Origin of the sequence: Mesorhizobium sp. M0185 (assembly GCF_040322175.1) — a bacterium.
Classification (GTDB): Bacteria; Pseudomonadota; Alphaproteobacteria; order Rhizobiales; family Rhizobiaceae; genus Mesorhizobium.
The window spans coordinates 1-26,580 of sequence record NZ_JAMYSY010000043.1 but is presented as its reverse complement, the minus strand read 5'-3'; the positions used below and the strand labels follow the sequence as shown (position 1 = coordinate 26,580).

20 protein-coding genes and 5 pseudogenes are annotated in these 26,580 nt (G+C 59.5%); 16 read left to right on the top strand and 9 right to left on the bottom strand.

Translation table 11 applies throughout. The annotated features are described in order from the left end of the window. Nucleotides 1-116 precede the first annotated feature (116 nt). From rlxS to nolL, 8 genes are all read left to right on the top strand, one after another. A complete protein-coding gene (rlxS, locus tag NKJ20_RS26195) occupies nt 117-2,087 on the top strand; it encodes a relaxase/mobilization nuclease RlxS (RefSeq protein ID WP_352748066.1) in 1,971 nt (656 codons plus the stop codon). A 375-nt stretch (nt 2,088-2,462) separates the two neighbouring features. Beyond that, complete coding sequence (locus tag NKJ20_RS26190) at nt 2,463-2,699, top strand: multiubiquitin domain-containing protein (protein WP_023724123.1); 237 nt, start codon at nt 2,463-2,465, stop codon at nt 2,697-2,699. Beyond that, nucleotides 2,699-3,076 carry an E2/UBC family protein gene (locus NKJ20_RS26185; RefSeq protein ID WP_023800976.1) on the top strand — a complete coding sequence of 126 codons (378 nt, stop codon included), beginning with the start codon at nt 2,699-2,701 and terminating at the stop codon, nt 3,074-3,076. The genes NKJ20_RS26190 and NKJ20_RS26185 overlap by 1 nt, the downstream gene beginning before the upstream one ends. Next, on the top strand, nt 3,073-4,428 hold the full coding sequence (locus NKJ20_RS26180) for a ThiF family adenylyltransferase (RefSeq protein ID WP_352484170.1): 1,356 nt from the start codon (nt 3,073-3,075) through the stop codon (nt 4,426-4,428). Before NKJ20_RS26185 ends, NKJ20_RS26180 begins: the two co-directional genes overlap by 4 nt. Beyond that, nucleotides 4,418-5,920 carry a phosphotransferase gene (locus NKJ20_RS26175; RefSeq protein ID WP_352748064.1) on the top strand — a complete coding sequence of 501 codons (1,503 nt, stop codon included), beginning with the start codon at nt 4,418-4,420 and terminating at the stop codon, nt 5,918-5,920. The genes NKJ20_RS26180 and NKJ20_RS26175 overlap by 11 nt, the downstream gene beginning before the upstream one ends. Before the next feature lie 17 nt (nt 5,921-5,937). Next, on the top strand, nt 5,938-6,486 hold the full coding sequence (locus tag NKJ20_RS26170; RefSeq protein ID WP_352484172.1) for a ubiquitination-like system serine protease family protein: 549 nt from the start codon (nt 5,938-5,940) through the stop codon (nt 6,484-6,486). A 99-nt stretch (nt 6,487-6,585) separates the two neighbouring features. After that, nucleotides 6,586-6,972, top strand: coding sequence for a hypothetical protein (locus tag NKJ20_RS26165; protein ID WP_352748061.1), 387 nt, complete (start codon nt 6,586-6,588; stop codon nt 6,970-6,972). A gap of 1,566 nt (nt 6,973-8,538) precedes the next feature. After that, on the top strand, nt 8,539-9,609 hold the full coding sequence (nolL, locus tag NKJ20_RS26160; RefSeq protein ID WP_352748059.1) for a nodulation factor fucose acetyltransferase NolL: 1,071 nt from the start codon (nt 8,539-8,541) through the stop codon (nt 9,607-9,609). Between the two features lie 10 nt (nt 9,610-9,619). On the opposite strand, the pseudogene NKJ20_RS26155 reads toward nolL, so the two are convergent. Further along, nucleotides 9,620-9,868: pseudogene (locus NKJ20_RS26155) on the bottom strand (hypothetical protein); the annotation flags it as partial. Nucleotides 9,869-10,393: 525 nt separating this feature from the next. Then, nucleotides 10,394-12,040 carry an MFS transporter gene (locus NKJ20_RS26150; protein ID WP_352748057.1) on the bottom strand — a complete coding sequence of 549 codons (1,647 nt, stop codon included), beginning with the start codon at nt 12,038-12,040 and terminating at the stop codon, nt 10,394-10,396. A 476-nt stretch (nt 12,041-12,516) separates the two neighbouring features. Here NKJ20_RS26150 and NKJ20_RS26145 point away from each other — a divergent pair. Next, a pseudogene (locus tag NKJ20_RS26145) lies at nt 12,517-13,390 on the top strand (class I tRNA ligase family protein); the annotation flags it as partial. A 92-nt stretch (nt 13,391-13,482) separates the two neighbouring features. Continuing rightward, the gene (locus tag NKJ20_RS26140; RefSeq protein ID WP_502902832.1) at nt 13,483-13,824 is read left to right on the top strand and encodes an FMN-binding negative transcriptional regulator; all 342 of its coding nucleotides are present in this window, start codon (nt 13,483-13,485) and stop codon (nt 13,822-13,824) included. A 584-nt stretch (nt 13,825-14,408) separates the two neighbouring features. Here NKJ20_RS26140 and NKJ20_RS26135 read toward each other — a convergent pair. The 4 genes from NKJ20_RS26135 to NKJ20_RS26120 form a co-directional block, all read right to left on the bottom strand. Further along, nucleotides 14,409-14,909 (bottom strand): hypothetical protein, encoded by a 501-nt coding sequence (locus NKJ20_RS26135; protein WP_352748055.1) that lies wholly within the window; start codon nt 14,907-14,909, stop codon nt 14,409-14,411. A 193-nt stretch (nt 14,910-15,102) separates the two neighbouring features. Beyond that, nucleotides 15,103-15,612, bottom strand: a complete 510-nt coding sequence (locus NKJ20_RS26130; RefSeq protein WP_352748053.1) for a GNAT family N-acetyltransferase — start codon at nt 15,610-15,612, stop codon at nt 15,103-15,105. Next, nucleotides 15,613-15,897 (bottom strand): type II toxin-antitoxin system TacA family antitoxin, encoded by a 285-nt coding sequence (locus NKJ20_RS26125; RefSeq protein WP_352453587.1) that lies wholly within the window; start codon nt 15,895-15,897, stop codon nt 15,613-15,615. Nucleotides 15,898-16,435: 538 nt separating this feature from the next. After that, a complete protein-coding gene (locus tag NKJ20_RS26120; RefSeq protein ID WP_352453586.1) occupies nt 16,436-17,620 on the bottom strand; it encodes a glycosyltransferase family 9 protein in 1,185 nt (394 codons plus the stop codon). 320 nt (nt 17,621-17,940) lie between these two features. Here NKJ20_RS26120 and NKJ20_RS26115 point away from each other — a divergent pair, with 320 nt between their 5' ends. Beyond that, a complete protein-coding gene (locus tag NKJ20_RS26115) occupies nt 17,941-18,117 on the top strand; it encodes a hypothetical protein (RefSeq protein WP_352748052.1) in 177 nt (58 codons plus the stop codon). 85 nt (nt 18,118-18,202) lie between these two features. On the opposite strand, the gene NKJ20_RS26110 is transcribed toward NKJ20_RS26115, so the two are convergent. After that, entirely contained in the window at nt 18,203-20,269 is a 2,067-nt protein-coding gene (locus tag NKJ20_RS26110; RefSeq protein ID WP_352457394.1) for a carbamoyltransferase family protein, read from the bottom strand. Nucleotides 20,270-21,282: 1,013 nt separating this feature from the next. On the opposite strand from NKJ20_RS26110, the pseudogene nadE reads away from it, so the two are divergent. The 4 genes and pseudogenes from nadE to NKJ20_RS26090 all read left to right on the top strand — a co-directional run. Then, nucleotides 21,283-21,614, top strand: a pseudogene (gene nadE, locus NKJ20_RS26105) (NAD(+) synthase); the annotation flags it as partial. Between the two features lie 403 nt (nt 21,615-22,017). Further along, a complete protein-coding gene (locus NKJ20_RS26100) occupies nt 22,018-23,100 on the top strand; it encodes a sensor histidine kinase (RefSeq protein ID WP_352748049.1) in 1,083 nt (360 codons plus the stop codon). Between the two features lie 451 nt (nt 23,101-23,551). Further along, the gene (locus NKJ20_RS26095; protein ID WP_352453905.1) at nt 23,552-23,704 is read left to right on the top strand and encodes an aminopeptidase; all 153 of its coding nucleotides are present in this window, start codon (nt 23,552-23,554) and stop codon (nt 23,702-23,704) included. 56 nt (nt 23,705-23,760) lie between these two features. Then, a complete protein-coding gene (locus NKJ20_RS26090; RefSeq protein WP_352748048.1) occupies nt 23,761-24,018 on the top strand; it encodes an aminopeptidase in 258 nt (85 codons plus the stop codon). A gap of 2 nt (nt 24,019-24,020) precedes the next feature. On the opposite strand, the pseudogene NKJ20_RS26085 reads toward NKJ20_RS26090, so the two are convergent. After that, nucleotides 24,021-24,338, bottom strand: a pseudogene (locus NKJ20_RS26085) (integrase); the annotation flags it as partial. A gap of 197 nt (nt 24,339-24,535) precedes the next feature. Between NKJ20_RS26085 and NKJ20_RS26080 the strand changes: the two are divergent. Next, nucleotides 24,536-26,272 carry a tannase/feruloyl esterase family alpha/beta hydrolase gene (locus NKJ20_RS26080; RefSeq protein ID WP_352748045.1) on the top strand — a complete coding sequence of 579 codons (1,737 nt, stop codon included), beginning with the start codon at nt 24,536-24,538 and terminating at the stop codon, nt 26,270-26,272. Nucleotides 26,273-26,383: 111 nt separating this feature from the next. On the opposite strand, the pseudogene NKJ20_RS26075 reads toward NKJ20_RS26080, so the two are convergent. Beyond that, nucleotides 26,384-26,580, bottom strand: a pseudogene (locus NKJ20_RS26075) (hypothetical protein); the annotation flags it as partial.

Sequence of the window (26,580 nt, the reverse complement as noted above, 5' to 3'; positions counted from 1 at the left end):
TCCTGGAGGCGGCAAAGTCTTTGTCTGCACATCGTTTTCCACGGAGGCTGCCTTCAGCGTCAGGAGAGCTGCTGCCGACAAACCTCTGATATTGCTTAAGATTGCTAGGAGGCTCAATGCAGGATGAAGAGTTCAAGCCGAGCCTGGGCAAAATCGGATCGCGCGGCTCGAAGGCAGGCAAGCGTTTCGCCGGCCAGATCCGCGCCGCGATCAACCGAGCCGGCGGCGGCAGCGGTCGCCGTGGCCGCTTCATCGGAAGCCGGGCGGGGCGCGGCGGGGCTGCTGCCGCCGTTCTCAGAGCGCGCGACCCCCACGCGGCGTTTCGGCAGCGGCGCGCCGTCGTCAAGGCGCGTATCGTCAAGCTGGCCGGTAAGGGTGTTGACGGGGCACGTGCACACCTTCGCTACCTCCAGCGCGACGGCGTCACCCGCGAAGGCGAGCCTGGCGAGCTCTATAGCGCCGACAGCGACCGCGTTGATGGCAAGGCCTTCATCGATCGTGCCGATGGCGACCGGCATCAGTTCCGCTTCATCGTCGCCCCTGAAGACGGCATCGAGTATGATGACTTGAAGCCGCTCACGCGGCGCCTCATGGCGCAGATGGAAGAAGACCTCGGCACTAGGCTCGACTGGGTGGCCGTCGATCATTTCAACACTGGTCATCCGCATACCCATATTATCGTCCGCGGCAAGGACGACCGCGACGAAAACCTCGTCATCGCGCGGGACTACATCTCGTCTGGAATCCGTGAACGGGCGGCCGAGCTGGTCAGCCTCGACCTTGGCCCGAGAACGGACCGCGAGATCGTGCAACGCCTGCGCCAGGAAATGGAGCGGGAACGCTTCACCAGCATCGATCGGCAGCTGCTCCGCATCCGCGACCATGAGGGGCATGTCTCACCCGCCAGCCGAGACACGTTTCGCCAGACGATGCACCAGGGCCGCCTGCGCAAGCTCGAGCGGATGGGTCTGGCTGAGGAAGTCGGCTCGGGCCGCTGGCGCCTTGATGGCGAGCTTGAAGCGACACTGCGCCGCATCGGCGAGCGGGGCGACATCATCAAGACCATGCACCGCGAACTGACCGGCAAGGGGCTCGCCCGCAGTGCCGCCGACTATGTTGTCCATGATCGATCTGCAGAGCAGATGCAGCCTGTCGTCGGCCGCATCATTGCGCGCGGCCTGGCCGACGAAATCACTGACCGCCATTACCTCGTCGTCGACGGCGTGGACGGCAAAAGCCACTATGTTGATATCGGCAAAGGCGAGGCCACCCAACCGACGCCAGAGGGCTGCATAGTGCGGGTCACGCCGAGCGACACCGGGCCAAGGCGAGTCGACCGCACAATTGCCGAGATCGCCACAGCCCATGACGGGCGCTACAGCATCGATATCCATCTCAAGCATGACCCGTCGGCCACCGAACGCTTTGCCGAAACGCACGTGCGGCGACTGGAGGCGATCCGCCGGGCGACCGGTGGTGTCGAGCGCGAGCCGGACGGTACATGGACTATCGCGCCGGACCATCTCGACCGCGTCGCGGGCTACGAGCGTCAGCGAGCGAGGGCCGAGCCTGTTGTCGTCGACAAGCTCTCGTCAATGCTGCTGGAGAGCCAAGTCAGCTTCGACGGCGCCACCTGGATCGACCAGGAGCTCGTATCAGCTCATCCTGAGCCCTTGCGTGACTCTGGCTTCGGTCGCGAATTACGTCAGGTCCAGGCCCGTCGACAGCAGTGGCTGATCGCGCAAGGTCTCGCGCATGAAGCGCAGGATCGGGTCATCTATCGCGCGAACATGCTTTCGATGCTGCGCCAACGCGAGTTGAACCGCGTGGCCGGCCAGTTGTCGAACGAACTCGGTCTGCCCTATTCTGAAGCCCAGAGTGGAGATCGAATAGAAGGCACGCTCCGCCGCTCCGTCGAGCTCGCCGGCGGAAAATACGCTGTCATCGAGAAATCGCGCGAGTTCACGCTGGTACCATGGAGGCCAGTGCTTGATCGGCATATTGGCAAGGAGGTGTCTGGTGTCATGGGTGGGGAGGGGATTTCATGGACCATCGGCCGGCAGAGAAGCGGACCAAGCATTTCGTGAAGGCCGCAGCGGCACCAAATACGCTGTTCAAACATAACTAAGGCGACCGCCCACAGACGCACGATCGCCCATCGCGTGTGATACGATCGCGGTTCCTTGTTGAACTCGAGAGGACCGGGCGCAAGGAAGCCTCGCAGGCGTGCGAAATGCCGGACCGGATTTGAATGCCGTGGCAGCATCATTATCAACGAAATGGGGGTGAAAAAATGTGAGGCTGTTCCTACATAGGAGGTGTCAATGCGGGGTGCTCGTCGGCGGTGGGGGAACTTGATTCCGCCTTCTGCGGTCACTCCTTTCACGATAAAAGCGAGGCAGCGGCTCTGATTCTCTTTGAATCAGGCTGCTCTTTTTCGGGTTCATTTTGCAGAGGGAACAATGGCCAAAGAAGATCATCCGAAATTTTCCATCAATATTGATGGGGTCCATATCGAAGCGACAAGCGAAAGCATGACCGGTGCGGAGCTGAAGCAGCTCGCCGGCAAGGACCAGCAATATCAGTTGTTCCTCGAGGGGCACGGCCATGATGCCGATCGGCAGATTGGGGACAATGAGGCCGTTACGCTCAAGAACGGAATGCACTTCTACACTGTTCCTCCGGCGACGTTTGGCTAATGTCGATCCTCGAACGTCACTTCCAGGATATCAGCAAAAAGCACCCTAACGCGACCCTTGAGCTCCAGTCCGGAGGTACGGCAGTGGTCAGCATGCCGGCTGTGCAACTTCCAAAGGGCTGGAACCGCGCCGAGGTTGGCATAAAGTTTGTGGTGCCTGCGGGCTATCCGCAGGCTGCGCCCGATTGCTTCTGGGCCGAGCCGGCGCTCGCCCTCGAACACGGTGGAACCCCACAAAACACAGGGCAACAGGCCACCCCGGGAGTTCCCTCAGAGTGGCTATGGTTTTCCTGGCATCCGTCTACCTGGAAGCCCAACAGCGACAATCTGCTTACCTATTTGAATGTGATCCGGCGGCGGCTGGGCGAGGCGCGATGAACCGTCTGATGTTCCGGGGTGGAGAATGGACGGCTCTTCGCGATGACCTTATCGCGCCTGCCCCCCTTGAATCTGCTGCTGCGTTGATCGTTGGCGGTGGTCATTTCGAAGGCGGGATGAGGTTGATCGTTAGAGAGATCATTCGCCCGGCTCCGGACGACTATATCGCCCGCAGCCCGATAGAAGTCTCATTGACTCCCATGTTCCTGTCGCGCGTGCTCAAACGCGCGCGTCTGAAGCGAGCGGGCGTAATTCTTGCGCATTCGCATCCTGTGCAACGCAGACTGGCGTTCTCATCGGTCGACGACGCAGCGCAGCAACTCTTGGCTCCGGTGCTGCATTTTCGGTGCCCGCAAGGGCCGCATGGATTCTTGATCGCCGGGCCGACGGGATTTCGTGGCCGCCTCTTCGATATCAAAGGCGAGACCACATTCACCATCGATCGGATACAGGAAATCGGGCGCAGTGTTCGATCTCATCCAACTGAGACTGACGCGGAAGATCCGGCCCCATTGCCGGAAGTGTTCGACCGCAATGTGCGAGCATTCGGCGCCGCAGGGCAGCGAATTCTCAACGATCTCACCGTGGCGGTCGTCGGCGTAGGCGGCACCGGTTCAGTGGTCGTTGAGGAACTCGCCCGGCTGGGCGTTGGTCGGCTGCACTTGATTGATCCTGAACAGGTCGAGCGAACCAACCTCAACCGATTGATGGGGGCCGAGCAGAAGGACGTTGACCGACCAAAGGTCGCAGTGGCCTCCGAAGCGTCGCAACGCGCGAAACGCGACATCGAGGTTATGACCTTACCGGAATCCGTTATTGACGAGCCCGTGGCCAGGACGTTGCTCGACGGCGATTTTGTCATGTGTTGCACGGATTCGCACGGCAGCCGCGCCGTCCTCAATCAGATCGCCTATCAATATCGTTTGCCAATGATCGACGTTGGAGTGCGCATCGACGCCCGGGAGGGTGTCGTCGCCGCGATGTCGACTAGGGTCCAAATGCTTGCCGAGTCGCTGGCCTGCCTTAACTGCCATTCCCTTCTCGATCCCGCCTCAGTGAGACGCGATCTTCTCGCCGATTCACGCTCCGATCCGTATTTCGTCGGCCATTTCGAGCCGCAGCCGGCCGTGATCTCCCTTAACGCAGCAACCTCTTCCATGGCCGTCTCGATGTTCCTTTCGGCAGTGACCGGGTTCCCTGGGGAGGCGCGGCATCTTGTTGGGCGGCCCATTGAAGGATCGGTGCGGCCTGTCAGTTCAAGGTCAGATCCGACCTGCGTTGTATGTGCTCAGGACAATGCCTTGGCCAAAGGAGACAGTTGGCCCATGATTTGGCGCCAACATGAAAGCTGAAGAGCGCACGACCGTTTTGGTTGACGGAGGTTCCGTGAACCCGACGCCTTTCTCCGCCCGGCGACTTGCCGTGAAGCCGCTCGTGTCGCTTTCTGATCTTGATGACGGAGGCGCCCGGGCGTTGATCGTGCTCGCCGGTGCCCTGCCGTCGGACGAGGGCCGATTGGATTTGGTCAAGCGTCTTCGACGCCTCGCTGCTTCGTCCGCACAGCGCGGCATACTCGTCATTGTCGTTACGAAACGGGGCGAGGAAGCGATTGGACATTCGGTGGCGCGTTCAGGCGCAGGCGTGTTGGCGCAGTGGCAAGAGCATACCGGTGTCGTGCTGCGGCAGCTCGCAGTGCTTCCAGACTCTGACTGGGATAACATTGCCGAGACCTGCGCACGATGCCGGTGCGGCCCTTCCCTGAACAGCAGCCTGGCGATCCGGGACAAAAATGGGAATGAGCTGCCGACGCCTCTGCTACCCGAACTGGAGCTTCTGTTCCGTCGCGCGTTTCACGACTACTCGGGCATCCTTATTTCCGAGGAGAATGGTGGCAAATCTTCTTCGTCCGTCTGGAAGGTCGAGACGGAAGGCCTGGAGCAGCACACACCTTTCATCGTCAAGTCAGGCCCCGCGGCGGTGATGGAAGAACACATTAACACGTACAGGGACGTGGTCGCTGACCGCGTGCCATATCGCGGATGCGCCCCTTTGTGCCTGGATCGTTGCGTTGTGGGATCTGAGCACCAGCTTGCGGTCTCCCGCTTCGTCGAGAATGCCATCCGCCTGGACAAGGTTGTGATCAACCGCGATGTGAAAGAGGTCATCCAGGCGATCTATCGAACTGTGTTGGGTCGTTGGCGAAAAGACCCCGAAAGAAAGAGACTAGACCTTCTGCAGGAGTTTCTACCTGCGGCACGGCATGACGCATATCTAAAAGGCCTTGAGCGCACCTACGACAAATTGACCAAGGACAGTTACGCTGGCGCTTCGCCACGAAGCTTTTTTGTTCGTCTCGCTGGACTGCAGGCTGAGCAGCATCCGGTGTGTCGAGCTCACGACGACCTCAATTTGCGCAACGTGTTCGTCTGCGGCGGCGATGCGGAAGCGGTTCTGATCGACTTCACGCGGGCAGCTCGACGTCCTTTGTCCCACGACGTCGCCCGCTTGGAAATCGGGCTTGCGTTCGACGCGGAGTTGCAGGCTGATCAACCGCTGCCCGAACAAGTGCTCGAAGATTTTTACTCCGGAGATCTCTTCGCCATGTCGCTTAAACATCTCCTGCAAGGCAAAAAGGCCCAGTATCGGCTCAACGCGATCGTGGCGTTGCGTACGACCATCCTCGAAGAAGGTCAGTCCCATTCGTTCGATCTGAGGCGCGAGTATACAATCGCGATCTGCGTCGGGCTGCTCTATTATGCCAAAGGCAAAAGCCCGGATGCGGCCATTGCTTACAAGTGCGCGGTGGACCTTCTGGATCGCGTGACAAATCCTTCGCTCTGGTAGGTCGGGAGTTCGGTTGGGTGCTCAAGAAAACGCACGCGGTACAGTTCAAGGGCACGGTTGAACGTCAGTCCGAAGCCATCGAGCAGGTGGATAACCCGGGAGACGTTTCACTTGTGGAGCGCGGAGCTCCGCGGTCCCTTGTCATGAGATGCCCCGATGGATGCGGAGACATACTGACGGTTAACCTCGACCGTCGTGCCGGGCCGGCCTGGCGCCTTTATCAACGCGAGGGCGGGTTGACCCTTTTTCCTTCTGTGTGGCGAGACACTGGATGCGGGGCACACTTCATCGTCTGGGACAACGTCATCCATTGGACCAACGATGCCTGGATCCTGCGGCGCAATTCATCACTCGAACGTGCTGTCGAAGGTCGACTCACTGACGAGCTGGCGAGCTTCGTTGATATTGCAGCAGCGGTGGATGAAGTGCCTTGGTCGGTTCTCGACGCATGCCGGTCATTGGTCAACTCGGGGATCGCTGTCGAAGGAACCGGCGCCGAGCGGTCCAGCTTCCGCCTGGCGAGTGATAGCGTCCAAACCTCACGGGCCAGGAACAGGCATTGGTAATCAGCCGCGCGACCGGCGGCCTAGAGTGAGAGTCGGACTTATTGGATCATCTCAGCAGCGTGGCGGACCCTCGATCGTCAGCTTGCCAAGGCTGAACCTGTGATCGTCTGCAAGTTATCTTCAGGACCGCTGGAGGTAGATCAGCTCGCGGCGGCGCTTGATCGCCACCATGTGCAAGCAAGTCCCGGGCGTTGTGCAGTAAGAGGGTATCCTGGAACATCTGTCGACAAGGAGCCGCCCGAGCGTTTCGTAATGGCGGTCACGGCGTGGAAGAAGGTACTGCACGTCTCACAGAAGAATCTTGTCATCGCGCGAGACAACATCTCGTCTGGAATCCGTGAACGGGCGGCCGAGCTCAACCTCGCTGCGGTGGGGAAGATTTCGGTCGTCGCCCGCGACGACGAGGCGGTCAGCGACCTGGCCAGACGAGCTTCGGCAGCTTTCCGCTGCGGCATGGTGACCGGCGCGATCATGGCCGCCGAATGAGATCGCTTCGAACGCACCGTCGGATGCTGGCTCGCCGACGCTTTACTGGCGCAGCGCCTGGGTTGGGGCCATGCGGTGCCGCTACTGGGCACCGAGGCAGCTTTGGGCATGAGACCCGATCAATCGCGCCGGGCCGCGACGGTCATTGCGGCATCTGGAGTCGAGGCCGGGTCAGACCGGGGGAAAACCTGCTCGTTGCGTAGGAGCCCTGCGTTGCGCGCCGTCGATCTTTCCGCCCAACTCGGCGCCGCGCGGACCGGGGCTTGCCATTGCCCCGAGACTGAGGCAAGGCGACGGACCCGCCCTGCGTATACCGACGCCGTACACGCCCCCGTCGGCGAGCGAACCGTGGACCTCACACAATCTGAGGTGCTGGTGACGATGTGCATCGCCTACTTCCATCCGCACTCCACCCACGAGCTCACCCGCGCGCCCGCGGTGCTGCGAACCCGCCGACGAATATTTGGCAGAAGCCGGAGTGGGCGCTCAGCCGCGACGATTTTTTGGCCTTGACCGGGCCGGGCGGCGCGACCCGAGCGTCGGGACAAAAAACCGCAAAGGCGGAGGGCACCGGCCCGGTTGAGGCCGAGGCCATGATCATGTGAGACGATCTCCTAGGAAGAATTTGGCCAGATCGATGTTGTCCTGACGCGCTCATCGAAGATTCTGGGCGGCGCCGACGTGGCTGCTCGAAGGGAGAACACTCACTCCGTGACCGGCCGGACCTGACTACGATGTCACTTGGAGTAAGAAGAACGACGGCCCGAATGGCGAAGATGCGCGATTCGGCCGGCTGTCCTGCGCGCCTGGAGCCGGCAGTTTACAACGAAATTGCGCAGGCCGCTTAAGCTGTCCGGAGGTGATCGAACGCCGCAAGATCGGCCAGTGCGGATCCTCCAAGCTGCGCAGCACGTCGTGAGATGTTGCGCCTCGGACGGATGACACTTTTAAGTCCGGCGGATCTCCACCCAGTCGCCGCGCAGGTCGAACCCCAGCGACTTTGTCTCGAAAAGTGCTGCACCGCGGGAATTGCCGCCTCATCCATACACTGCAAGAGTCGCGAAAGGGACGGTGACCGGCCGAAGCATGTCTTTGTGGCAGCCGCAGGCGCCTGATGCCCATGTATCCATCGTGCGAATGCGTTCCATAAACACAATCGATTTTACCGATTACCGAGAATAGCAGATAGGAAAAGTCAGCCCGAGGAACAGGCCTACCGAGCGAGCTGCCTCTCGCTTTTCTTGAGGGAGGCTTATGGACCGACCGGCGCCGCATGACCATTCGAAACCAATCGAAGTTGGCCGGTGCCAGTCCTGAGTTCCGGTTGATCTACATTCCAGCCGGCGGCACGGCCGCGGTTGAGGTGATGGGACGAAGTTCAATGACAATTTTCCGGCCTTCTAGCCCAGAACAGGCCTGGTCCGCTTCTGTCGTGCTGCGGCCCTGCATCCTCTCCATACCGGCTGCATTGAGGTGCGAGAATCCAGAATGGGAATCCAAAGATGCCATGCGTGAACCACTCCAGAACCAAGCGGGATCAATAACAAGCTATCGGCTGGAGGTCTGATGGATCATCACATAACAGTCGGTTCGAAGGGGCGCGACTCGCGCCAAGACGGGACAAAGGTCAGAGATCTAGGCTTCGATTTCGCCAAAGGCGTACTAATTATCTTGGTGATAATTGGGCATTTGTTACAATATGTTATTTATCGAGGTACTGACGACTTTTGGCTTTCCCCCTATTTTAAGTCGATATACATGTTTCACATGCCTCTGTTTATGGCAATAAGTGGATATCTTTCTTCGGGAGCGATTCTGCGCAAATCGTTCCCTCAAGGTGTCATTGATCGAGCAAGGCAGCTTGTGTTGCCCATGTTTTGGTGTGCTTTGATTTGGCTTTCGAAGGCCGCCTTGATGTCTTCAACGACCAGTTTAAGCGGCGGAATGTTGGATTTCCTTAGGGAGTTCATTGGCACATACTGGTTCATCTGGGCAGCTTTCGCGTCCTTCGTCCTTATTAAGTTGCTCACGACTTTCAATGGCTCGTCGGTGTGGATCATAGGCGCATCTGCAATTGCGATCGCATTCGCGCCCGTCCCGTGGTCAATAACCCCGTTGGTACGATACACATACCCGTTCTTTTGTTTGGGGTTCTTGTTTGCGCAGCCAATCGGATGGCAGGCAGCTAGCATCAGGCGCCATAAGGCTATTTTTGTGGTGTTACTTTCGATGGCTGCGTTCATGTGCTTTCTTGTTTGGGGAAAGGAGACGTACGTCTACAACAATCTCGTTTTGATCTACGATGCACAGTCGGCCAAACAAGTGTTGCTGATGTTCGATGGCTCGGTAGCAAGTTCTGCAGTGGCGATGCAGCTTATATTCCTATGCTGGAGAGTTGGCTATTCAACTCGCGTAGCTCACTTTGTCGCGGTGGAGCTTGGTCAGAGCACACTGCTGCTTTACCTGCTTCAGGGTGCCGTGTTTCGCTTCATGGATCTAATACGGTTCGGAGAACTTTGGGATCTCACGAGCAGAATTGGGGTCGCCACTTTGCTTGGTGCGGCGATTGTTGTCACAGCGATGACAATTCGCAGGATTGTGCGCGAGCTTGGATATGTGTCGCGGAGCTATGCTTAAATTTATGATGTGACTGCCGACAGTTGGCATCGAAGTCATTGGCGAGCCATGCCGGCGTGGCATTCCCCTCGCGGATCACTTGATCCGCCGCCCGAAGTAAGGCGTGCCTGTAGGCCGGGATCGGTCCCGAATGCTCGTAGGACGGCAATTTGCTCGGGAGCCCGATCAGATTTGAAGCTCCGCGACCGTCTGGCGCCGACCGCAGCCAATAGAAGCGCTTCTGACCGATCGTCGCGTTCATCTCCAGAAGCCCGCCTAGCAGGTTGTGACCACTGCTGTGGCAATGCAGCAGTCCTGGATGGCCGCATCAAATAAGTCCAAGATACCCCGGGTGTGCTTCCACCGCATCACCGGGACCTTCGCTGCAGCTAAATGCAGAAAATCCAAGCGCGCGCTGAAGCATCGTGAAAAATTCATGGAATATTTCAGCTGATAAAATGAGCCGATTCAGTTTCGATCGATCAATCAGCGCCCTTCTCGAGGCTGTCGGTCCGCATCGCGCCTGACGGCGGCGCTATGCTGGTGCTCCTACGACCCCTCCGCCCCCCTTGCTCCCCGCTGCTCGCCACGATGCAGGGGGACAGGCGACCTGAACCCGTGCCCAAGCCGATCTGATGTCAGAGGCGGTGGGGCTGGACATAGGCCCGTGGTGGACGTACCTGCCACACAAATCCTCATGCTCGCCTAACCGGCCGCAACGTATGGCAATCCGGGCAGTCCCGATGAAAGATGGAGTAGGTCTCGGCCATTCCCGTGTCCCAACCCAGAAAAGTTACTGGTTTCCTTACGGGCGCGATACAAAGGGCACGGGCTGGACTTGGCTGCCGGGGGCGGGGCTTGTCGACCGCTCGATCGAAAGTGAGAGACGAGGAGGAGAATCACCGACCTGCAGAGCGGCAAGGCGCTCGCCTACCTCCCTGTCAGTCACCGTTAGCCGATGGTTTAGACGAAGATAGTCCGTCCATGTCGGCGTGCGGAATGTCTCGGTCCAAAGAGTCGAGTTCTGAAGATCGCGCTGGAGGGTCCAGTCCCGCGCACCGGCACGGCTCTGAACGCGCCGCCTTTCGCGCATGCAGCTCAGAAATTCCTCGATATTCTCCTCGGGTATCGAGTACTCCACCTTGATCACGATCGGGCCGCTCCTGGGCTTCAAATCGAGGGCCAGTTCTGGTGGCCTGAAGTCGAAGGCCCCTTGATCCGATTCCTCCCATAGCCGTACCGGCAATAGCTTTCCCACAGCTGCAACCAGCAACAGCGCCGCTGCAGCACCTTCCAAAGCCCACGTCAGGGAATAGTACTGCGCGACAGCACCCCAGATCCAGCTGCCCGCTGCCATGCCGCCGTAGGTCAGGGCGTAATAGATCGACAGGGTGCGACCAACGACCCACCTTGGGCTTGCCAACTGCACACACACGTCGGTTCCGGTCCAGGTGACAACCCAGCCTGCGCCAGCGATTGCAAGCGCGATCGCTGCTACGGCCACCGATGATGTGAGAGCCAGTAAAAGGCAACACGTTGCGCAAGCAACGGACGCGAGCGTGATCAATCGATTTTGGGACGTGATGCGTCGCAAGTAGCTATTGCCAATGCCCGCGATGAAGGCGCCTGTGCCGAAGCCGGCTAACAGGACGCCGTAAACAATTGGCCCGCCCGCCAGTTGGTCGCGAACCACGAGGGGGAGCAGAGCAAGGATCGAGATGCTTGACAGCCCGAACAGGGTTGCGCGCACGATCGCCACTCTGATCTCAGAGGAGATTGCCGTGAAGCGCATGCCATCATGAATGGCCGTCGTCATCCGCTCGCGCGGAAGAGGCGAAGAGCGAACTTGCCACTTGGAGCGCAGCACAGCGCTCAACGGGACCAGGTCGGTCAGCGCAGCGAAGGCGAAAGCCGTAAGGGGGCCCAGCAAAGCCAAAATTACACCGCCCAGCGCCGGTCCTATGCTCCGAACCACGTTGTACCCCACCGACATCAGCGTCACTGCAGCGGGTATGTCGCGCTTTTCCAGGATGTCGCCGACCGAGGCGTGCCAGGCTGGATCATTCAAGGCAAAGCCGCATCCCGCCAAGAAACACAGTCCCAAGATCAGCCATGGACTGACAAAGCCCAGTCCAACAGAGAGAGCCAGCGCCGTGGATGCCAGTGCGATCAGGCAATGTCCGGCAAGCATCACGCCGCGGCGGCTGAAGCTGTCTGCAATCGCTCCAGCAAGGATCGACAAGAAGAAGGCGGGCAGTGTCGATGCAGCCTGCACGAGCGCAACCATCAGATCGGAGGCTGAAATCGTTGCCATAAGCCAGCTTATAGCCACGCTCTGCACCAGCCAGCCAAGGCTGGATATCTGCGTGGCTGTCCAGATCGAACGAAAGACCGGATTCTGAAGAGGGATCAGTGTGTTTGCCGCAAAGGGCGGGGAATCTTGACGCCGCATGACTTCTCACCTCCACCACGTAGTTCTTTCACTCACTTACTTGCTGACAGCGGTGCGCTTACGCACAGCTGCGTCACAACCAAGTTCCGACATCGCGCTCGCAACAAAGTAGATGTCGCATCCACGGTGCTGATGCGCGATGAGTGTGCCAGTTGGGCGTCAGCTGGTCTGGGTCGCGCAGCCCGATGGGGTGCGGTCTGCCCTGCGACTCTTGGCCTTGGACGGTGCTACCGCCCCGATGGCCGGGTTGTCAAACTGCCACGGTGCTAGCAGCGCCCATCCCATCCTGACAGGCATGAGCATACGACGCAGTGCATCGCTGGTATCGGAGGCGGGTGCAAGATCAAGGGTGGCATCGTCTTGACAAGTACGAGCTGGTGGGCGCCTTTGCCCGACCTACACATCGGCGATTCATGGGGCCGCCGTTCAACTCGTTGGTCTATGCGCAAAAAAACATAATACGCTTGTAAAAGACGTTTCGTGCCGGCGCAGGCGCCGAGGAGGGCGCGGAAGCCTTCACCATCGTCATCCCGCCACCGAACGTCACCGGCTCGCTGCATATGGGCCATGCGCTCAACAACACGCTGCAGGACATTCTGGTGCGCTTCGAGCGCATGCGCGGCAAGAATGTCTTTTGGCAGCCGGGCATGGATCATGCCGGGATCGCCACACAGATGGTGGTCGAGCGCCAGCTGATGGAGAAGCAGATCCACCGCCGCGACCTGACGCGCGATGAGCTCATCGAGACCGGCGGCGCGATCCTCAACCAGTTGAAGCGGCTGGGCGCCTCCGCCGACTGGAGCCGGGAGCGTTTCACCATGGACGAGGGCCTGTCCAGGGCGGTGCTCGAAGTGTTTGTCACCCTCTACAAGGAAGGCCTGATCTACAAGGACAAGCGCGTTGTGAACTGGGACGGAAGCTGCGATTTCCGACCTTGAGGTCGAACAGCAGGAGGTCAACGGTAATCTCTGGCATTTCCGCTACCCCGTCGAGGGCGAGGTTTTGGATCCGGAAAATCCTAAAACCTTCATCACCGTGGCGACGACCCGCCCGGAGACGATGCTGGGCGATATGGCGGTCGGCGGTGCATCCCGACGACGAGCGTTTCCGGCATCTTGTCGGCAAGAACCTCATCCTCTGCCGATCGTCGGCCGCAGGATCGCGGTGGTGGCGGACGAGTATTCTGATCCGGAGAAAGGCAGCGGCGCGGTCAAGATCACGCCGGCGCACGACTTCAACGAATTTGAGGTCGGCAGGCGCCATAAGTTGCCGGCGATCAATATTCTCACCATAGAGGCGGCGGTCACCCTCACGGACAATGACGACTTTCTCGCCGGGCTGGAGGTGACGCCGTAGCGCCACGCGGTCCGGGACGAGCTCGACGGTCTGACGCTTACATCTCGCCGAACTGGTATCCAAGCAAGCATGAATTCCATAACCAGGTGCCGACGTGGAACTATCTCGTCGTCCAAGCCCACGGACGCATCACTGTCCGGGATGATGAGCGCTATGTGCGCCGTAACGTGGCGAAGCTCACTCACATGCATGAAGCCTCGCAGCCTGCCCCGTGGAAGATGGGCGACGCGCCGAAGGACTTCATTGACACGATGGTGAAGGCGATCGTCGCCCTGGAAATCGAGATCACCAGCCTGGTTGGTAAATCAAAACTCAGCCAGAACAAAGAGGTGCGCGACATTCAGAACGCTGGTGAAATGCTGAATGCCCGAGGCGTCAATGGGATGGGAGAAGCGATGCTCGCGGTTGCGGCGGCCAAATCCCAATAGCAACTATCTTGTCCCGACAAGCCGCTGGTGCTGGATTTCCAACGGGTGACCTTGAGAGACAAATGCTTCGGCTCGCCGGAAACGCGACCAGCATCTGACCACCCGCTATGCGGCAGATGGACAAGAACTCAGGCCGCCATCGCCAGCCACATTCGCAATGCCGCCGGATCGATGGAAGCTGCTTACCCCGCCAGCCTCTCCGGTCATGCCGCTTGAGTCGTTAATACCTTGAACAGCAGCCTGGCGGTTAAACCGCCTTGCGTGTTCGGTATGGCGGCACAGCGGTTTGGAGATCGGAGCCGACTGGCAGCGAACGCCACGCCCCACGGTAGCGATGCCTCGCAGCCAGGTTGGATGACCAAGCAGCGGCATGTGCGGCAGGCTTGCACCCGCTTCAGATGCGAGACGGGTCAAGACAATCATCCTGCACAACGCCACGCGGCGGTGAGCCGGTTTCGAAAAGGGCCGGCCCCGGCCGTTCATACAAGTGGAGTTGGGGGCGCGGGGCCGGATCAAGCCTATCACGTTGGACCCGCCGGGACCGCGCGTACATCATCCCGGCAACGCCAGGCGCTCGCCTGGCGTCATGCGGGCTTCGGCTTGGCGCGCCGAATGTCTGGACCGGCATCGCGGAGCAATGGCGCACCAGTCTCCGACATGGTGCGTAGTCGCCATGCTGCCCCTGGCCAGATCGTAGATGACCTCGGCTTGTTCGCCATGGCGAGCCGAAGCACGTTGACGGCCGTGCCGGGTGACGCGCCGTCCCAGACTATCATCCCAAAATCGGCGCGCGCCATCTCCCGGTCTTTGGCGGCGTGGATCCAGTATCCTCTAGCGCCCTCAGGAGACGGGACCCGGTAGGCAGCCCAGTCGCCCAGATCATTGCGGGGTTCCTTGGCCGCATGGAAGACCCCGACATGTTTGTAGCCGTAGCCCGCGAGCAGGCCCTGCGCCTCGGCATCGGCTCCAGACGCGTCGCCAATCAGCACGCCGTGCACGGCAACAACGATTGGGCGGATCCGAGCGATGGCAGGTTCCGGCAGCTCAAATATCTCGCGTGAACCACCTATGAATATCATCGACATTATGACTTTCCCTTCTCTCCAGGGCTCCCTCGCTCTGACCGCCGTCTCCCTCTGGCCCTGCGTGAGGGATCGTCACCCGAAGGCCGAGACGGCGAAGCCGGCTCGGGGAGCGGCGGGACGCCGCAACTAGAGCCCGGTCGGCGGCAGGCCGGCGCGCAGACCTGCCGCTTCCGGAGGCGCTACGCGCGCGGAGCTAGTGGCCTTTGTCGGCCAGCCAGAGGCTCACGTCCTGGATCGAGCGCATGAGCACCGACGGATTGTCCCGCGCGGGAATGAAGCCCCAGCTCTGCCAGTAGCGCTCTGCCTCGGCGTCGATCGCCCGCACCACCACCGCGCGGCCGCCGACGATGTCGGCGCCGGCGACGCAGCGATACAGCGCGTCCTTGACCAAGCCGCTACCGACGCCTTGTCCGGCATAGCGGTGGTCGACGGCGAGTTGTCCGATCAGCAGGCAGGGGATCGGATCGGGCGGGCGTCCGGTGCGGATGGCGCGCGGTGCGCTATTTGGCTGGATCACGCCCGGCGCGAGGCCGTAATAGCCGACGACTGTTCCCTCGTCGTGAACGATCAAAACGCGAGTAAACCCGCGGGCCTGGTTCGTTCGCGCGAAGCCGGCCAGCCAAGCATGGAGCGCCGGCTTGCCGCAATCGAAGCTGTCGAGGCGGTGTGCGTGGTCGAGGAGTTCGATGCCTGAAAGCGCCACCTAGCGGTCCCAGGGCGGGGACCGACGCAGCCGCTCGGCCGCCTTCGCCGGGGGCGCAGCGGCCGGGGCTGAGATCGCCTGCATGAAGGCGTCATAGGCTTCCGGGGACACGCGGATGACGGTTTCGTTGAGGATGGCCGCCTGCGCCTCGTGCAGCGCGGCGCGCCGCATGAACTCCGTGCGCGACAGGCCGAGCAGCTCCGCGCCGCGGTCGATGATGGTGAGATCATCGTCGCGAAACCGCATCGAGACGGGTGCTTCCTTCCTGGTGGGTGTGGTGGCCATGGCGCGCTCCTGTGCTGCGGACGTATATACGTTAGTGTAACGCGGAACGCAATACTGCGTTCCCTGGCGACGTCTCGTGGCGGATGGTCTCAGGATTTCTCGCCGCATCGGTTCTTCTCGGCTTCTCGCCCCAGTCGCCATTGCCGCAACCCAGAGCAAGGTGGCTTTGGTCAGCTCCGGCGGATCAATTACGGCTTAGAAAGCGCATTTGTTTTTGGCGGCCGGATGAGCGGGTCCAGAAGCGAAGTCGCTGCCATGACTGTCGCCGGACGAGCCCCGGCTATCCCGAACCTGATGAACATCTGACGCGATGGCGACTTTCGGGCCGTCACGCCACAAAGGAGGAACGGCTATGAAGGCTGGGCGGCGGCACTTTCATTCTCAGGCGCCGCTCTATGCCACCTGTCGGCCAATGTGACATCGCCACTGCGGTCCTTCGAACAAGTCGATTCGATTCTGAATTTCGGCCTTTAGATGATTGTAGCGATTGAATCAGCGACAAGGGCTTGGCAATCGCGGTTGTGGTGACCGCGAGCCACTAAGCTTGTGCCGTACCCTTACAATGATTCATCAAGGCGTTTACCTCGGCAATCACGAGATCCGGCGTGATGTCGAACTTGCATCGGACTTTGACCGGACAATGCCGCACTTGGTCCAGACCACATCCGCGACATTCAATAACACTCATAAGCATGCTGACCAAGGGACCTCGAAACCCCCAAATCTCCGGTAGATGTGACGCCGTGAAAATGCCGATAGTAGGGCGGCCAAGCTGGGCAGCGACATGGCCGGTGCCTGAATTGTTCGAAACGACGAGCGCGGCCGAATTCACGAGACAATTGAATTCCAATTCTGACAAGTCGACAGCCGTCCGAATGTTCGCGGCCCCACGTTCCCTAGCTATCTTCGCAACCTCCTCAAGCGCTTCCAGGCATTCGCCACGGCCAACGAGGACCACCTCACCACGGGTCGAAAGAGCAGCGACAACTTTGCCAAAACTTTCAATCGGCCAATCTCGCAGGCTGGAATTGGAGAACGGAGCCACGACAATCGGGGCATTGCCTGTAGTCGAATTCTGTGGGTGACCCGCTCCGCTTTCGAAATAGGCAGCTGCCTTTGCGACCAGAAAGAGGAGGATTTCTGACACATGCTGGAGACGCACCTGCTTACGGTCAATGAACCAATCAAGCCATCTACGGGGGATTTTGTTAGCAAGCCCTATTTTTTGGACCAGCTTGTAGAAAATGGTTCTGCGCAGTTTCAGATTGAATGGCGCTATCGCAATATCGATCTGATGCATGCTGTACGGATCAACTATCGCCGCACGGTGCCTGGCGGGAACTTCAAGCAAGATCGGCCTTGTTTCTTCCGGAACACGCATATCAATGGCAAGATCAAACTCGCCGGTCAGCAGCGGCCTTATGTCCGCGGCTTCTTTGCGCGTTTTGACTTTTGGGTTGCGAGGAAAAAAGTCAAAAGCAACGTGATCGTCGGCGAGGTCGAACTGTTTTGCAGTAGCGATGTTCCAGCTTCCCACCACCAGCGTGATGTGGGCATGCGCAAAACGCTGACGAAGGTCCTTTAGAGGCCCTAGAGACATCCAAAAGTCGCCGACATGATCAAGCTTGAGGACCAAAATTCTCATCCTTGCGCTTGACTGTTCCGGCTCTTCCCAGCTGCGGTATATAATTTGATTGCCGTCGTGCTTTGTAAAATATGCCATTGCCATTCCGAAGATTATACGGTCAACACTGATAGCCCAGTGACGCGTGTGTAGGTTGGAGTGCTCCCCACTTTGTCCGCGTCTCCGCAAGAATTCTGCCATCAGATCCAAGCCGCGCTCCAGCAGGAGCTGTTGGGCGAAGTCTGCATCTCTAGCGATGGTAGCGCGCCAAGAAAGCCAGCTATGTCCCGACCCGCAATGTGAAGGGCTTCGTCACGGTCTCGCATGCAGTGAGTTCGGCAACGCCGAGTAGACCGTGATCGCCAAGCCGCCGTCCCCAGATCTCGGAGCATAACGGCAGTGGCCTCGCTCTTTGGTCGATGCTGATCCTGAATGTGACCGTCGCCGCCGGCGACGACACCGCCGGCCGCATTGACCGTCTCGGGCACGCCCTGTCGCTGTGGTCCCGCATCACGGTCGCTAGCAAGGACCCGCAGCAGCCGCTTTTTTCTGCGCGTCCGGTCGTCCAAGGTGAAGTGGACGAATCAACCCTGTGATGAAGTCGACTGCCTGCCAGCGGTGAGGTGGCAGGCGGCATCGATGAACACCATTATTCGCCGAGCTTGGATAGCGGCACCTCTATCACGCTGAGAGCCTGTTATGCTGGTCCAGCGTTTGATCGCAGTCTTGATCCATGCGAGCAGCTTGTGAGGGATGCAATCGAACGAGGCGCTGCTCCCACAGCCGTCGCAGGCCCTCCATCAGAGCTTCACGCTTAGCCTGATCCGGCGCAATTGTATTGAGGAGATCTCCCAACACGGCTTCGCCCTCAATCCGCATCAGCAGATTAAACAAGTCGTGTGAAATTCGTACACTGTCACTGCTGAAGTGGGTCGTGCTGATCTCGCAGTGAGTCTCCCGACGATCTGGCGCTTTGTAAGCGCGGGTTTGATGGAGGGACACATAGGGCGGCAACGAAACCGCAAGCGCAGTCCAATCCTGCAGCGTTGCAGCCCGCTTTTTTACCAGGAAGGGCCCGACCACAAGTCCATCCAGCTCTGTCGTCAGAAAGGTGGCAATCGCGTCTGCAACCGAATCCACGATCGGTTCGGCATTGTTGTTAAAGGACGTATTGAGCAGAATTGGAGTGCCTGTGCGCTTCTTGAACGCATTGATGACCTCCCAGTACGCGGGATTGGCGTTGCGCGATACTGTTTGCAGGCGAGCGGTACCGTCGACGTGCGTGATGGCACCGAGCAAGGCGCGCTTTGAGTCACGCACGCGAACGACGAAATTCATGAATGGAAATTCGTGCCTACCGTCCGGGAGGTCGAAAAATTCGCTCGCATCCTCCTCCAGCACAGATGGCGCGAAGGGCCGATAGCCTTCGCGCTTCTTGACCATCGCATTGATCCGGTCCTTGTTTGCGGCGGGCCGAGGGTCGGCAAGAATGCTGCGGTTGCCCAGCGCACGTGGCCCAAACTCCGAACGACCCTGCACCCAGCCGATCACGGCGCCGTTGGCGATCCAGTCGGCTGCACTGCTTGCCACGTCATCAGAGCGTTCAACCTCGAGATGTCCGGCCCATGCATTCAGTTCCTGTTGCACGGCGCGCTCGCTCCCGAGATCAGGACCCCAATAGACCTCCTGCAGTCGCTCACACGGCGCGGGGCGGCCCATCTCGTTAGAGACTATCAGCGCAGCTCCCAATGCGCAGCCAGCGTCGTGAGACGCGGGTTGCACGAAAATGTCTTCGAAAAGCCCTGAATACAGCAGCTTACCGTTCATCGTGCAGTTGTGGGCCACCCCCCCCGCCAGGCACAACCGCTTCATGCCGGTGGCCTCACGGTGATGCCGGAGAATGTGGAACACGATCCGCTCAAGCGCTTCCTGCAGTGACGCACTCACATCTCGATGCTGCTGGGTGAAGGGCATTCCCTTTCGCCTGACCTCGATATTGCGGAGCAACGCCGGACCGATGCGGTCGAGGTGAACACGGTAGCCACCGCCGTTGGCGGAGAGCTCGTAGAACTGCTCGAAGAGCTCGCGATAGGGAGCGGGGTCGCCGTAGGGCGCGAGTCCCATTACCTTATACTCGTCGAACAAGCCGTAGCCGAGATAGCGGATCGTCTCGAGATAAAACAGCCCAAGAGAATTGTTCTCGGGGAAAGCCTCGAGTTGCGTAATTTCTGTGCCAGACCCTACCGCCAAGAGGCCCGATAGGAAATCACCAGAGCCATCAATCGCTAGAATGAGACTTTGTTCGAAGCCCGACATTGCAAAGGCGCTCACGGCGTGCGCCTGATGATGACTTACGAATGAAATACGCGAACTGTCCAACTTAGTGCCGAACTCACGCGTTAACAGATCCTGCACCAACGTTTTAGCATCCAACGGAATGGAGAGAATGTCCGGGTGGGATGCGGACATACCTTCAAGCATGGCGTTGGCATAGGGCTCGCTGGCGTAGAGCGCGACACGATCAATGTCGTTGAGCTGAACCCCCGCCGCTGACAGACAGTATTGAATCGAACGAATTGGGAGCTTGTTGGAGTGTTTCATCCGATTGAGGCGTTCCTCTTCGACGGCTGCTATCACCCGTCCGTCTCGGACGAGCACCGCGGCGCCATCGTGCATAAAGGCGTTCCGAAGCTCGAATCGGTTTTCATGGACTTGGTCAAGTCCGCCGCTAATTCCTAGACACAGCATTTCTTTCTCCACATAGTGACGGGCAAGCCAAATTGGCCTGCCTCAGACCGTTTCCAACTAAATAGGCCGCGTTGTCGCTTGCAGCTGCAACCGCCTGTCAGGCATCACCGGCATCAAAGAACGCCTCATAAGGGTCCGCCTGAATCAACATGAGATGCTTCGATCGTGGCGCCTGCCGTTCCATGACGCCGAGAGCTTGGCTGGATCATCGAATCTTGAGCGGCTGCTGACTTGCATGCCGGCGATGCCGTTTTCATCTGCAGCACGAACTTGTGACGCGGGCTGCCTATATCCTTGCGAAGGGGCGGCTGCTGACGAATAATGCCGCGCCGTGAACTGGCCCGATTTCATTCCCCGAAAGACCGTCGCACAGGCGACTGACATGTGCTGCACTGTCCGCCTGCTTCCCGGTCGCACATCCGATAACGCCTTCGCTTGTGCAGGAGGCCGCATCGCGTCATTCGTCGGCCAAACATGGCACCGACTGGAAGCCCGGCAATACCGCGTAGATGTAAAGTGCGCTGATGTTGTATGGTAGCGCTGCCGGCCGGGTCTCCAATCCGCTGCCCAAACGAGCGGACTGCCTGCGGCAAAAAGCCCGCCACAAGCAGAATCGCGCTGGGCAGCTGGCTCGCCTGCAAGACTTCGCAGCTCAGGAACATTGGGGACGACTAGCGTCGAACCGCCGACATGATCGGCCAGTTGCAACTCACTTCTCGGCACGACCTCCACTGCACGTCAGGGCGCATGGAAGATTTTCTCCTTTGGATGGGTGACCGGTGCGGACGTGCTGTTGTCCATGCAAGATTTCCGAAGAGTTATGAAATCGTTTGTTTCGATCAAAGTCATCCACGCTATGAATAGCTGCCGGACATGCGCTTCAAAGGGGCTTCAGGCTTCCCGGATGGCTACTCCGCTTCGAAGCGCGTGGCATTCCATGCGCTCTATGACAACATTTTTCAGCAAAGGGTATGAGAGCAAACCCACACTTCTTTTTCAGAAGTCGCTTCGAAGCAGCCGAGGCCTTGATGGGCTTCTTCACCAAGTTCGGCGATGGTGCCGCAGACATTCTTCCTCTTTCCGGGCTGAACAAGCGCAGAGTTCGCGCCTTGGCAGTGTATCTGGGCGCTCCGTCTGATCTTGTTGAAAAGATCCCGACCGCCGACCTGGAGAACCTCGTCCCGGTCTCACATACGATGAGATTGACGACTTCCTCGAAGGCCAAGAGATCAACGAAGCGGCGCACAGGCGTATACTTCATGCGCATTCCAGCACAGCCCATAAGCGAGCGCTTCCCGTCACAACGATTGCCATGACGGGTTCGATATTTAGGCATCGGCAATAGCGTCCAACATACACGATCGATGGGCTTGCCGCAGTTAGGCAGCTAGCGGCCTGAATTACCGCTGGAGCGAAGCGCTGCTCTTTCAGCCCGCATGCGGTCATGAGGTTGACAGTGTCGGCACGTATCGCCGAGGCCGGCACGCGAACTCATTCTCCTTGAATGCCTGCTCTATCGATCTTCCGCAGCGTACCCACTTGACCGGTCGCTTCGACATTCCAGGCACCTGGATTCTAGCCGATCCTTGCCGCTCTCCTTCGGCCGGTCGCAATGCTGGACGTGCGGCCGTTACGCGATGCAGAGCTTGTTGTCAGATGCGTGATGCGAAATGTGAGATGCAGCTCCAGTTTTGGCGATGGCAGGCTCGCCGCATTGTTGATAATATCCGCACAAAACAGGCGCGCAAATGACATCGGATTCAGAGAAGGCTGAGGCGGTCGAGCAGTTGCTTGATACACCTGACCTTGCAACCGCACTGGAAAGCGAACAGTTCAAGAAATTCCTCGACCAGGTGCCGATCGCCATAGCCGTTTCGGACCTTGCCGGTGAAGAGCGCGTGGTCTACGCCAATCCGGAATTCGAGAAATTGTCAGGCCTGACGTCCGCCAGGCTCACCCAAGAAAACTGGGCGGCCCTTTTAGGCACGGGCCTCCATCAGCAAAAGGACAGGCCGCTAGCCGAGGCCGTGGTCGAGGGAACCGATTTGGTCGGCACCTTCAAGCTGGAGCGCGGAGAGGACAAACCCGCGATCGTCGACGTTTATTCGAACGTGATCGAAGACGACAACGGCAAGGTGTGCTTCCGACTGGTGGCCCTGGTCGACGTATCCGCCCATGGCGAGGCGGGAGATGAGCGCTCGGCGGAGGAGCGTGTTAGCGAGAAAGACACGCTGCTGCGCGAACTGCAGCACCGGGTGAAGAACAACCTGCAGATGATCACCGCGCTGATCCGGCTGGAAAGCCGCAACGCGACCGAGGCCGACCGGAGACGGTTTGAGCGGCTCGCCGGTCGCGTCGACGCTCTGGCGATCCTCTACCAGACGCTAACTGCCGACGAGCCGAAGGAGGAGGTCGACCTTGGTGTGTATCTCAGCCAGATCGCGTCCGCGGTCATGAGCTCGCATGCGGTCGAGGGAATCCGGCTGGATATGAAGGTGGATACATATCCCGTGTCAATAAACGTCGCCATGCCGGCCGGGCTGGTCGTAAACGAATTGCTGACCAATTCACTAAAGCATGCGTTCCGGGGCCGCGATGGCGGCACGATAACACTGCACAGCGTCGTCGATGGCGACGGCTGCCGGGTTATAGTGGCGGACGACGGAATCGGCCTGCCGGAAGGCGAGGTGTGGCCCAAACCAGGCAAGCTCGGAGCGCTGATCGCGCGATCGCTGACCGAGAACGCCAAGGCGCAGCTAGCCGTCGAGTCCAGCGCCAACAAAGGGACGAAGGTGACCATCGTTTTCAAGCGGTCGGCGGCAGCAAGCTGAACGGTTGCTGTCGAGTAGCAGGCTGGCGGCTGGCTTCATGTCGCGGCTTTGAGCAGGTGGCTGCAAATAGGCTAGGTCGCCCTTCACGGCCTGCTTCACATGGTCGAGGTCTTCCATTATGCTCCAGGCTTGCTGCTTCTGACTTCGGCGGCCAGTCCATCCCCACCTAGCGGAAGGCACTCCCGCCTGATTGCGTTGCGGCTTGAGTCTTGACGGCGGGGGCACCTGACGCCTTCGCGCTCATCACGCGCGGGCCGGCAATTCAGCAGCGAGTCATCGCTTGGCCAATCTTGCCGAGGACGAAGGTCTAACCTACAAATAAAATTGGTCCGACTGTTCGTGGCCGGAGGTAACCGCGAATTTGCGCTATCGGGACAGGAGAGCAGTGCTGTAGGCAAACCGCGATGCGTGCATTCGTTCGATTGGTTCTACGATTATCCTGACGCCTGGGGTGACCAGTTGCACCAGTATTTCCTACTACGCGCAATCTTTGCAGGGTCATGTGCAGATCATCGCGGCCCGCCAAGACATCGGAAAACTGATCGACGATCCTTCAACCCCTGAGATATTGCGCGCCCGAATGGCATCGGCGGCCGCCATATAATAGTTTGCGGCAAAGACGGCCGCGATCGAACGGCTGAGGACGCGCTCGCCAACAGATTGCGCGACAGACGATGGGGTGGATACCGCGGATACGACGCCTGGTTCGATTCTCCGATCAACAACGCGAAGCTCGCCGCGACTTCCGTCTACAGCGATTCGGTTCAAAGGCTTGGCGCGTTGGACAAAGCTCGCCGCGCCGAAGCGCGATGCATAGAAGCCGGGATAGTCGCCCGAACACAAGTCGAACAAGCGGAGTGGTCGACCGTTTCGTCCTCCCCGGGGACGAGCCGGTTGCTCTGGCCTGGGGCGACCTGATGGGTCTTGCGGAGCACCGTCTCCAGCATGGCGATCAGGTCTTCGGGAAGTATGGCCTCATTCTGCACAGACGGTTTTGCGTGGCTGTTACGGATGCCGGCGGGCACGGTGGCGATATGGCGGTCCTTTCGATCGAGCGGCTCGCCACGCTGCGTATAATTCCACGCCAGGGAGGAGAGACGGCGCTCGATCGTCGCCACAGAGTTTGGTTTCTTGTCTCCTGTAACCTTTCTGGATGCACAGGCCGTGATGTAGAGGCCGACGGTCTGCGGATCAGGCGGCAACACCTCGAGGTGCTGCCGGCGCGCCCAGGCGCAAAAAATCCGCTCTCGACCGAGCGGCGTCAGACCGGTATTCTTATGGATGTTCATCCGGTCCCCCTGGAGTCACTGAAGGTTCGACAATCTCAGCTTTCCCGGTTCGGACCGGATGGACAACCTACTGAAAGCTCACAACTAGCTACCAATGCGATCAGCTTTCGGGCTATCGGGCGCATCCAGGGAGGATGGGTATGTTCTTGGCTAACGAGCTCAAGCTGCGGGACCGCGGGTGCACGCTGGCACTGATCTTGGCGATCATATGTGTATGTGCGCCTGCACTGGCGGCAGAGGCGTCGGATCAGGCGTGCCGGTCCATCGCCAAGCTCAAAATTCCAAGCGTGATCTTTACCGAGGCTAGCCTTCAAAAGCCGCAGGAGATCCCCGCAGATCCCTTCACTGCATTCACCGGCGCCTCGCCTCAGGCGGTAAAAGTGGGCGGGCACTGCCTTGTCCGAGGTGTTATCGGGAAACGCCAGGGGGTCGATGGTCAATCATATGGCACCCGGTTTGAGGTGCGTCTTCCGACGACCTGGAACGACATGTTCCTTTTCCAGGGCGGCGGCGCAGTTGATGGCTTCCTGGCGCCGGCCGTCGGGACCATTCCTTGCCGGAACTCGACCGCGGCTCCCGGGCTCTTGCGCGGCTACGCTGTTGTAAGCATGGATGGCGGGCACCCAAGCCCCGATCCGGCTTTCGGGGTCGATCAAGCCGCACGCATTGATTTTGCGTACGCCTCCATTGGCAAAGTCACTTCGGTCTCGAAGCAGGTGATTGCCAAGTTCTATGGGGCGGCTCCGAAAAAGTCGGTGTTCATGGGATGCTCGAATGGCGGTCGTGAGGCGTTGATAGCGGCTCAGCGATATCCGCTCGAGTTCGACGGCATTGTTGCAGGTAGCCCGGGTTTTCGTCTCAGTGCCGCCAACATTGCCGAAGCCTGGGATACTCGCCAGTACATGAGCATCGCTCCCAAGGATGAGGCCGGCCATCCCATTCTATCCCGCGCCTTCTCCCAGCAGGATCTGAACATCGTCGCCAAGGCGGTTCTCGCTGCCTGTGATGCCCGCGATGGCATTGAGGATGGCGTCATCAACGCCTGGCAGCAGTGCCGGTTCGACCCAAAGGTCCTGTCCTGCCAAGGCGATAAGACGGACCGCTGCCTCACGGCTGGTCAAGTGCAGGCCATGAGCCGCGCGTTCGCGGGTCCGGAAAGCTCCGATGGCGAAAAGCTTTACAGCGATTGGCCATATGATACGGGCGTTGCGGGCGCGGACTGGAGAATGTGGAAGCTGGGCAATTCCCCCACTTCCCAGTCGGATGCAAATAACATCGTTCTGGGAGCCCGCTCGCTTCAATACTACTTCATGACGCCCCCGGCGCCGAATTTTGACCCCCTGAAGTTCGACTTCGACAAGGATCCGGCACGCGTTGCGGATACGGCCAAGCTCAATGATGCGACCGGCACGTATCTCGCCAGCTTCGCTGCCCACGGTGGAAAGCTGCTCTTGTTTCAGGGACTTTCCGATCCGGTCTTCTCAGCCAACGATCTGGTGCGCTGGTACAAGCAAGTCGTCGAGGTCACAAGCGGCGGCGATTTGGAAGCGGCTCGCCGTTTCTTGCGCATGTTCATAATCCCGGGGATGACCCACTGCGGCGATGGCCAAGCCTTCGACGACTTTGATCCTTTGGCCGCCATCGAGGGCTGGATAAACCAAGACAAGGCTCCGGATTCTCTCGCGGCTGGCAGCAAGGCATTCCCCGGCAAGCACCAGCCGATCTGCGCTTATCCCACTCAAGCTGCCTATGGCGGTAAGGGAAATCCCGATGAGTCGCGAGCTATTCGTGTCGGGGATAAGAGACCTCGTCATTTGTTCGCTTCAATCTGCGCGCATTCCCGGAACAGGTCTCCCGGACCAAGGATCGGTTGGAAAAGCTAAACCCGGAATTTGTGGGCCGTGCCATAACGCAGTTGATGATCATGCCTGACTACGAAGCGTCGGCCGCCGATAGTCTGGACACAGCGCTCGCTGTGCTCGATGAGGTAATTGTTATCGCCTGAGATCTGACCGCCTCATCCCAGCGGACAAAACGGGGGCATCAGAGCCCGACGCCTTGGTGAGATTTACGCGGAAACGATCGCGCCGGCGCTGATAATTTCGCGTCATCTCCGCGGAGGCATGGCCGAGCTGTTTTTGCACATAGCGTTCGTCGACCTCGGCCGACGAGGCGAGGCCGGCGCGCAGTG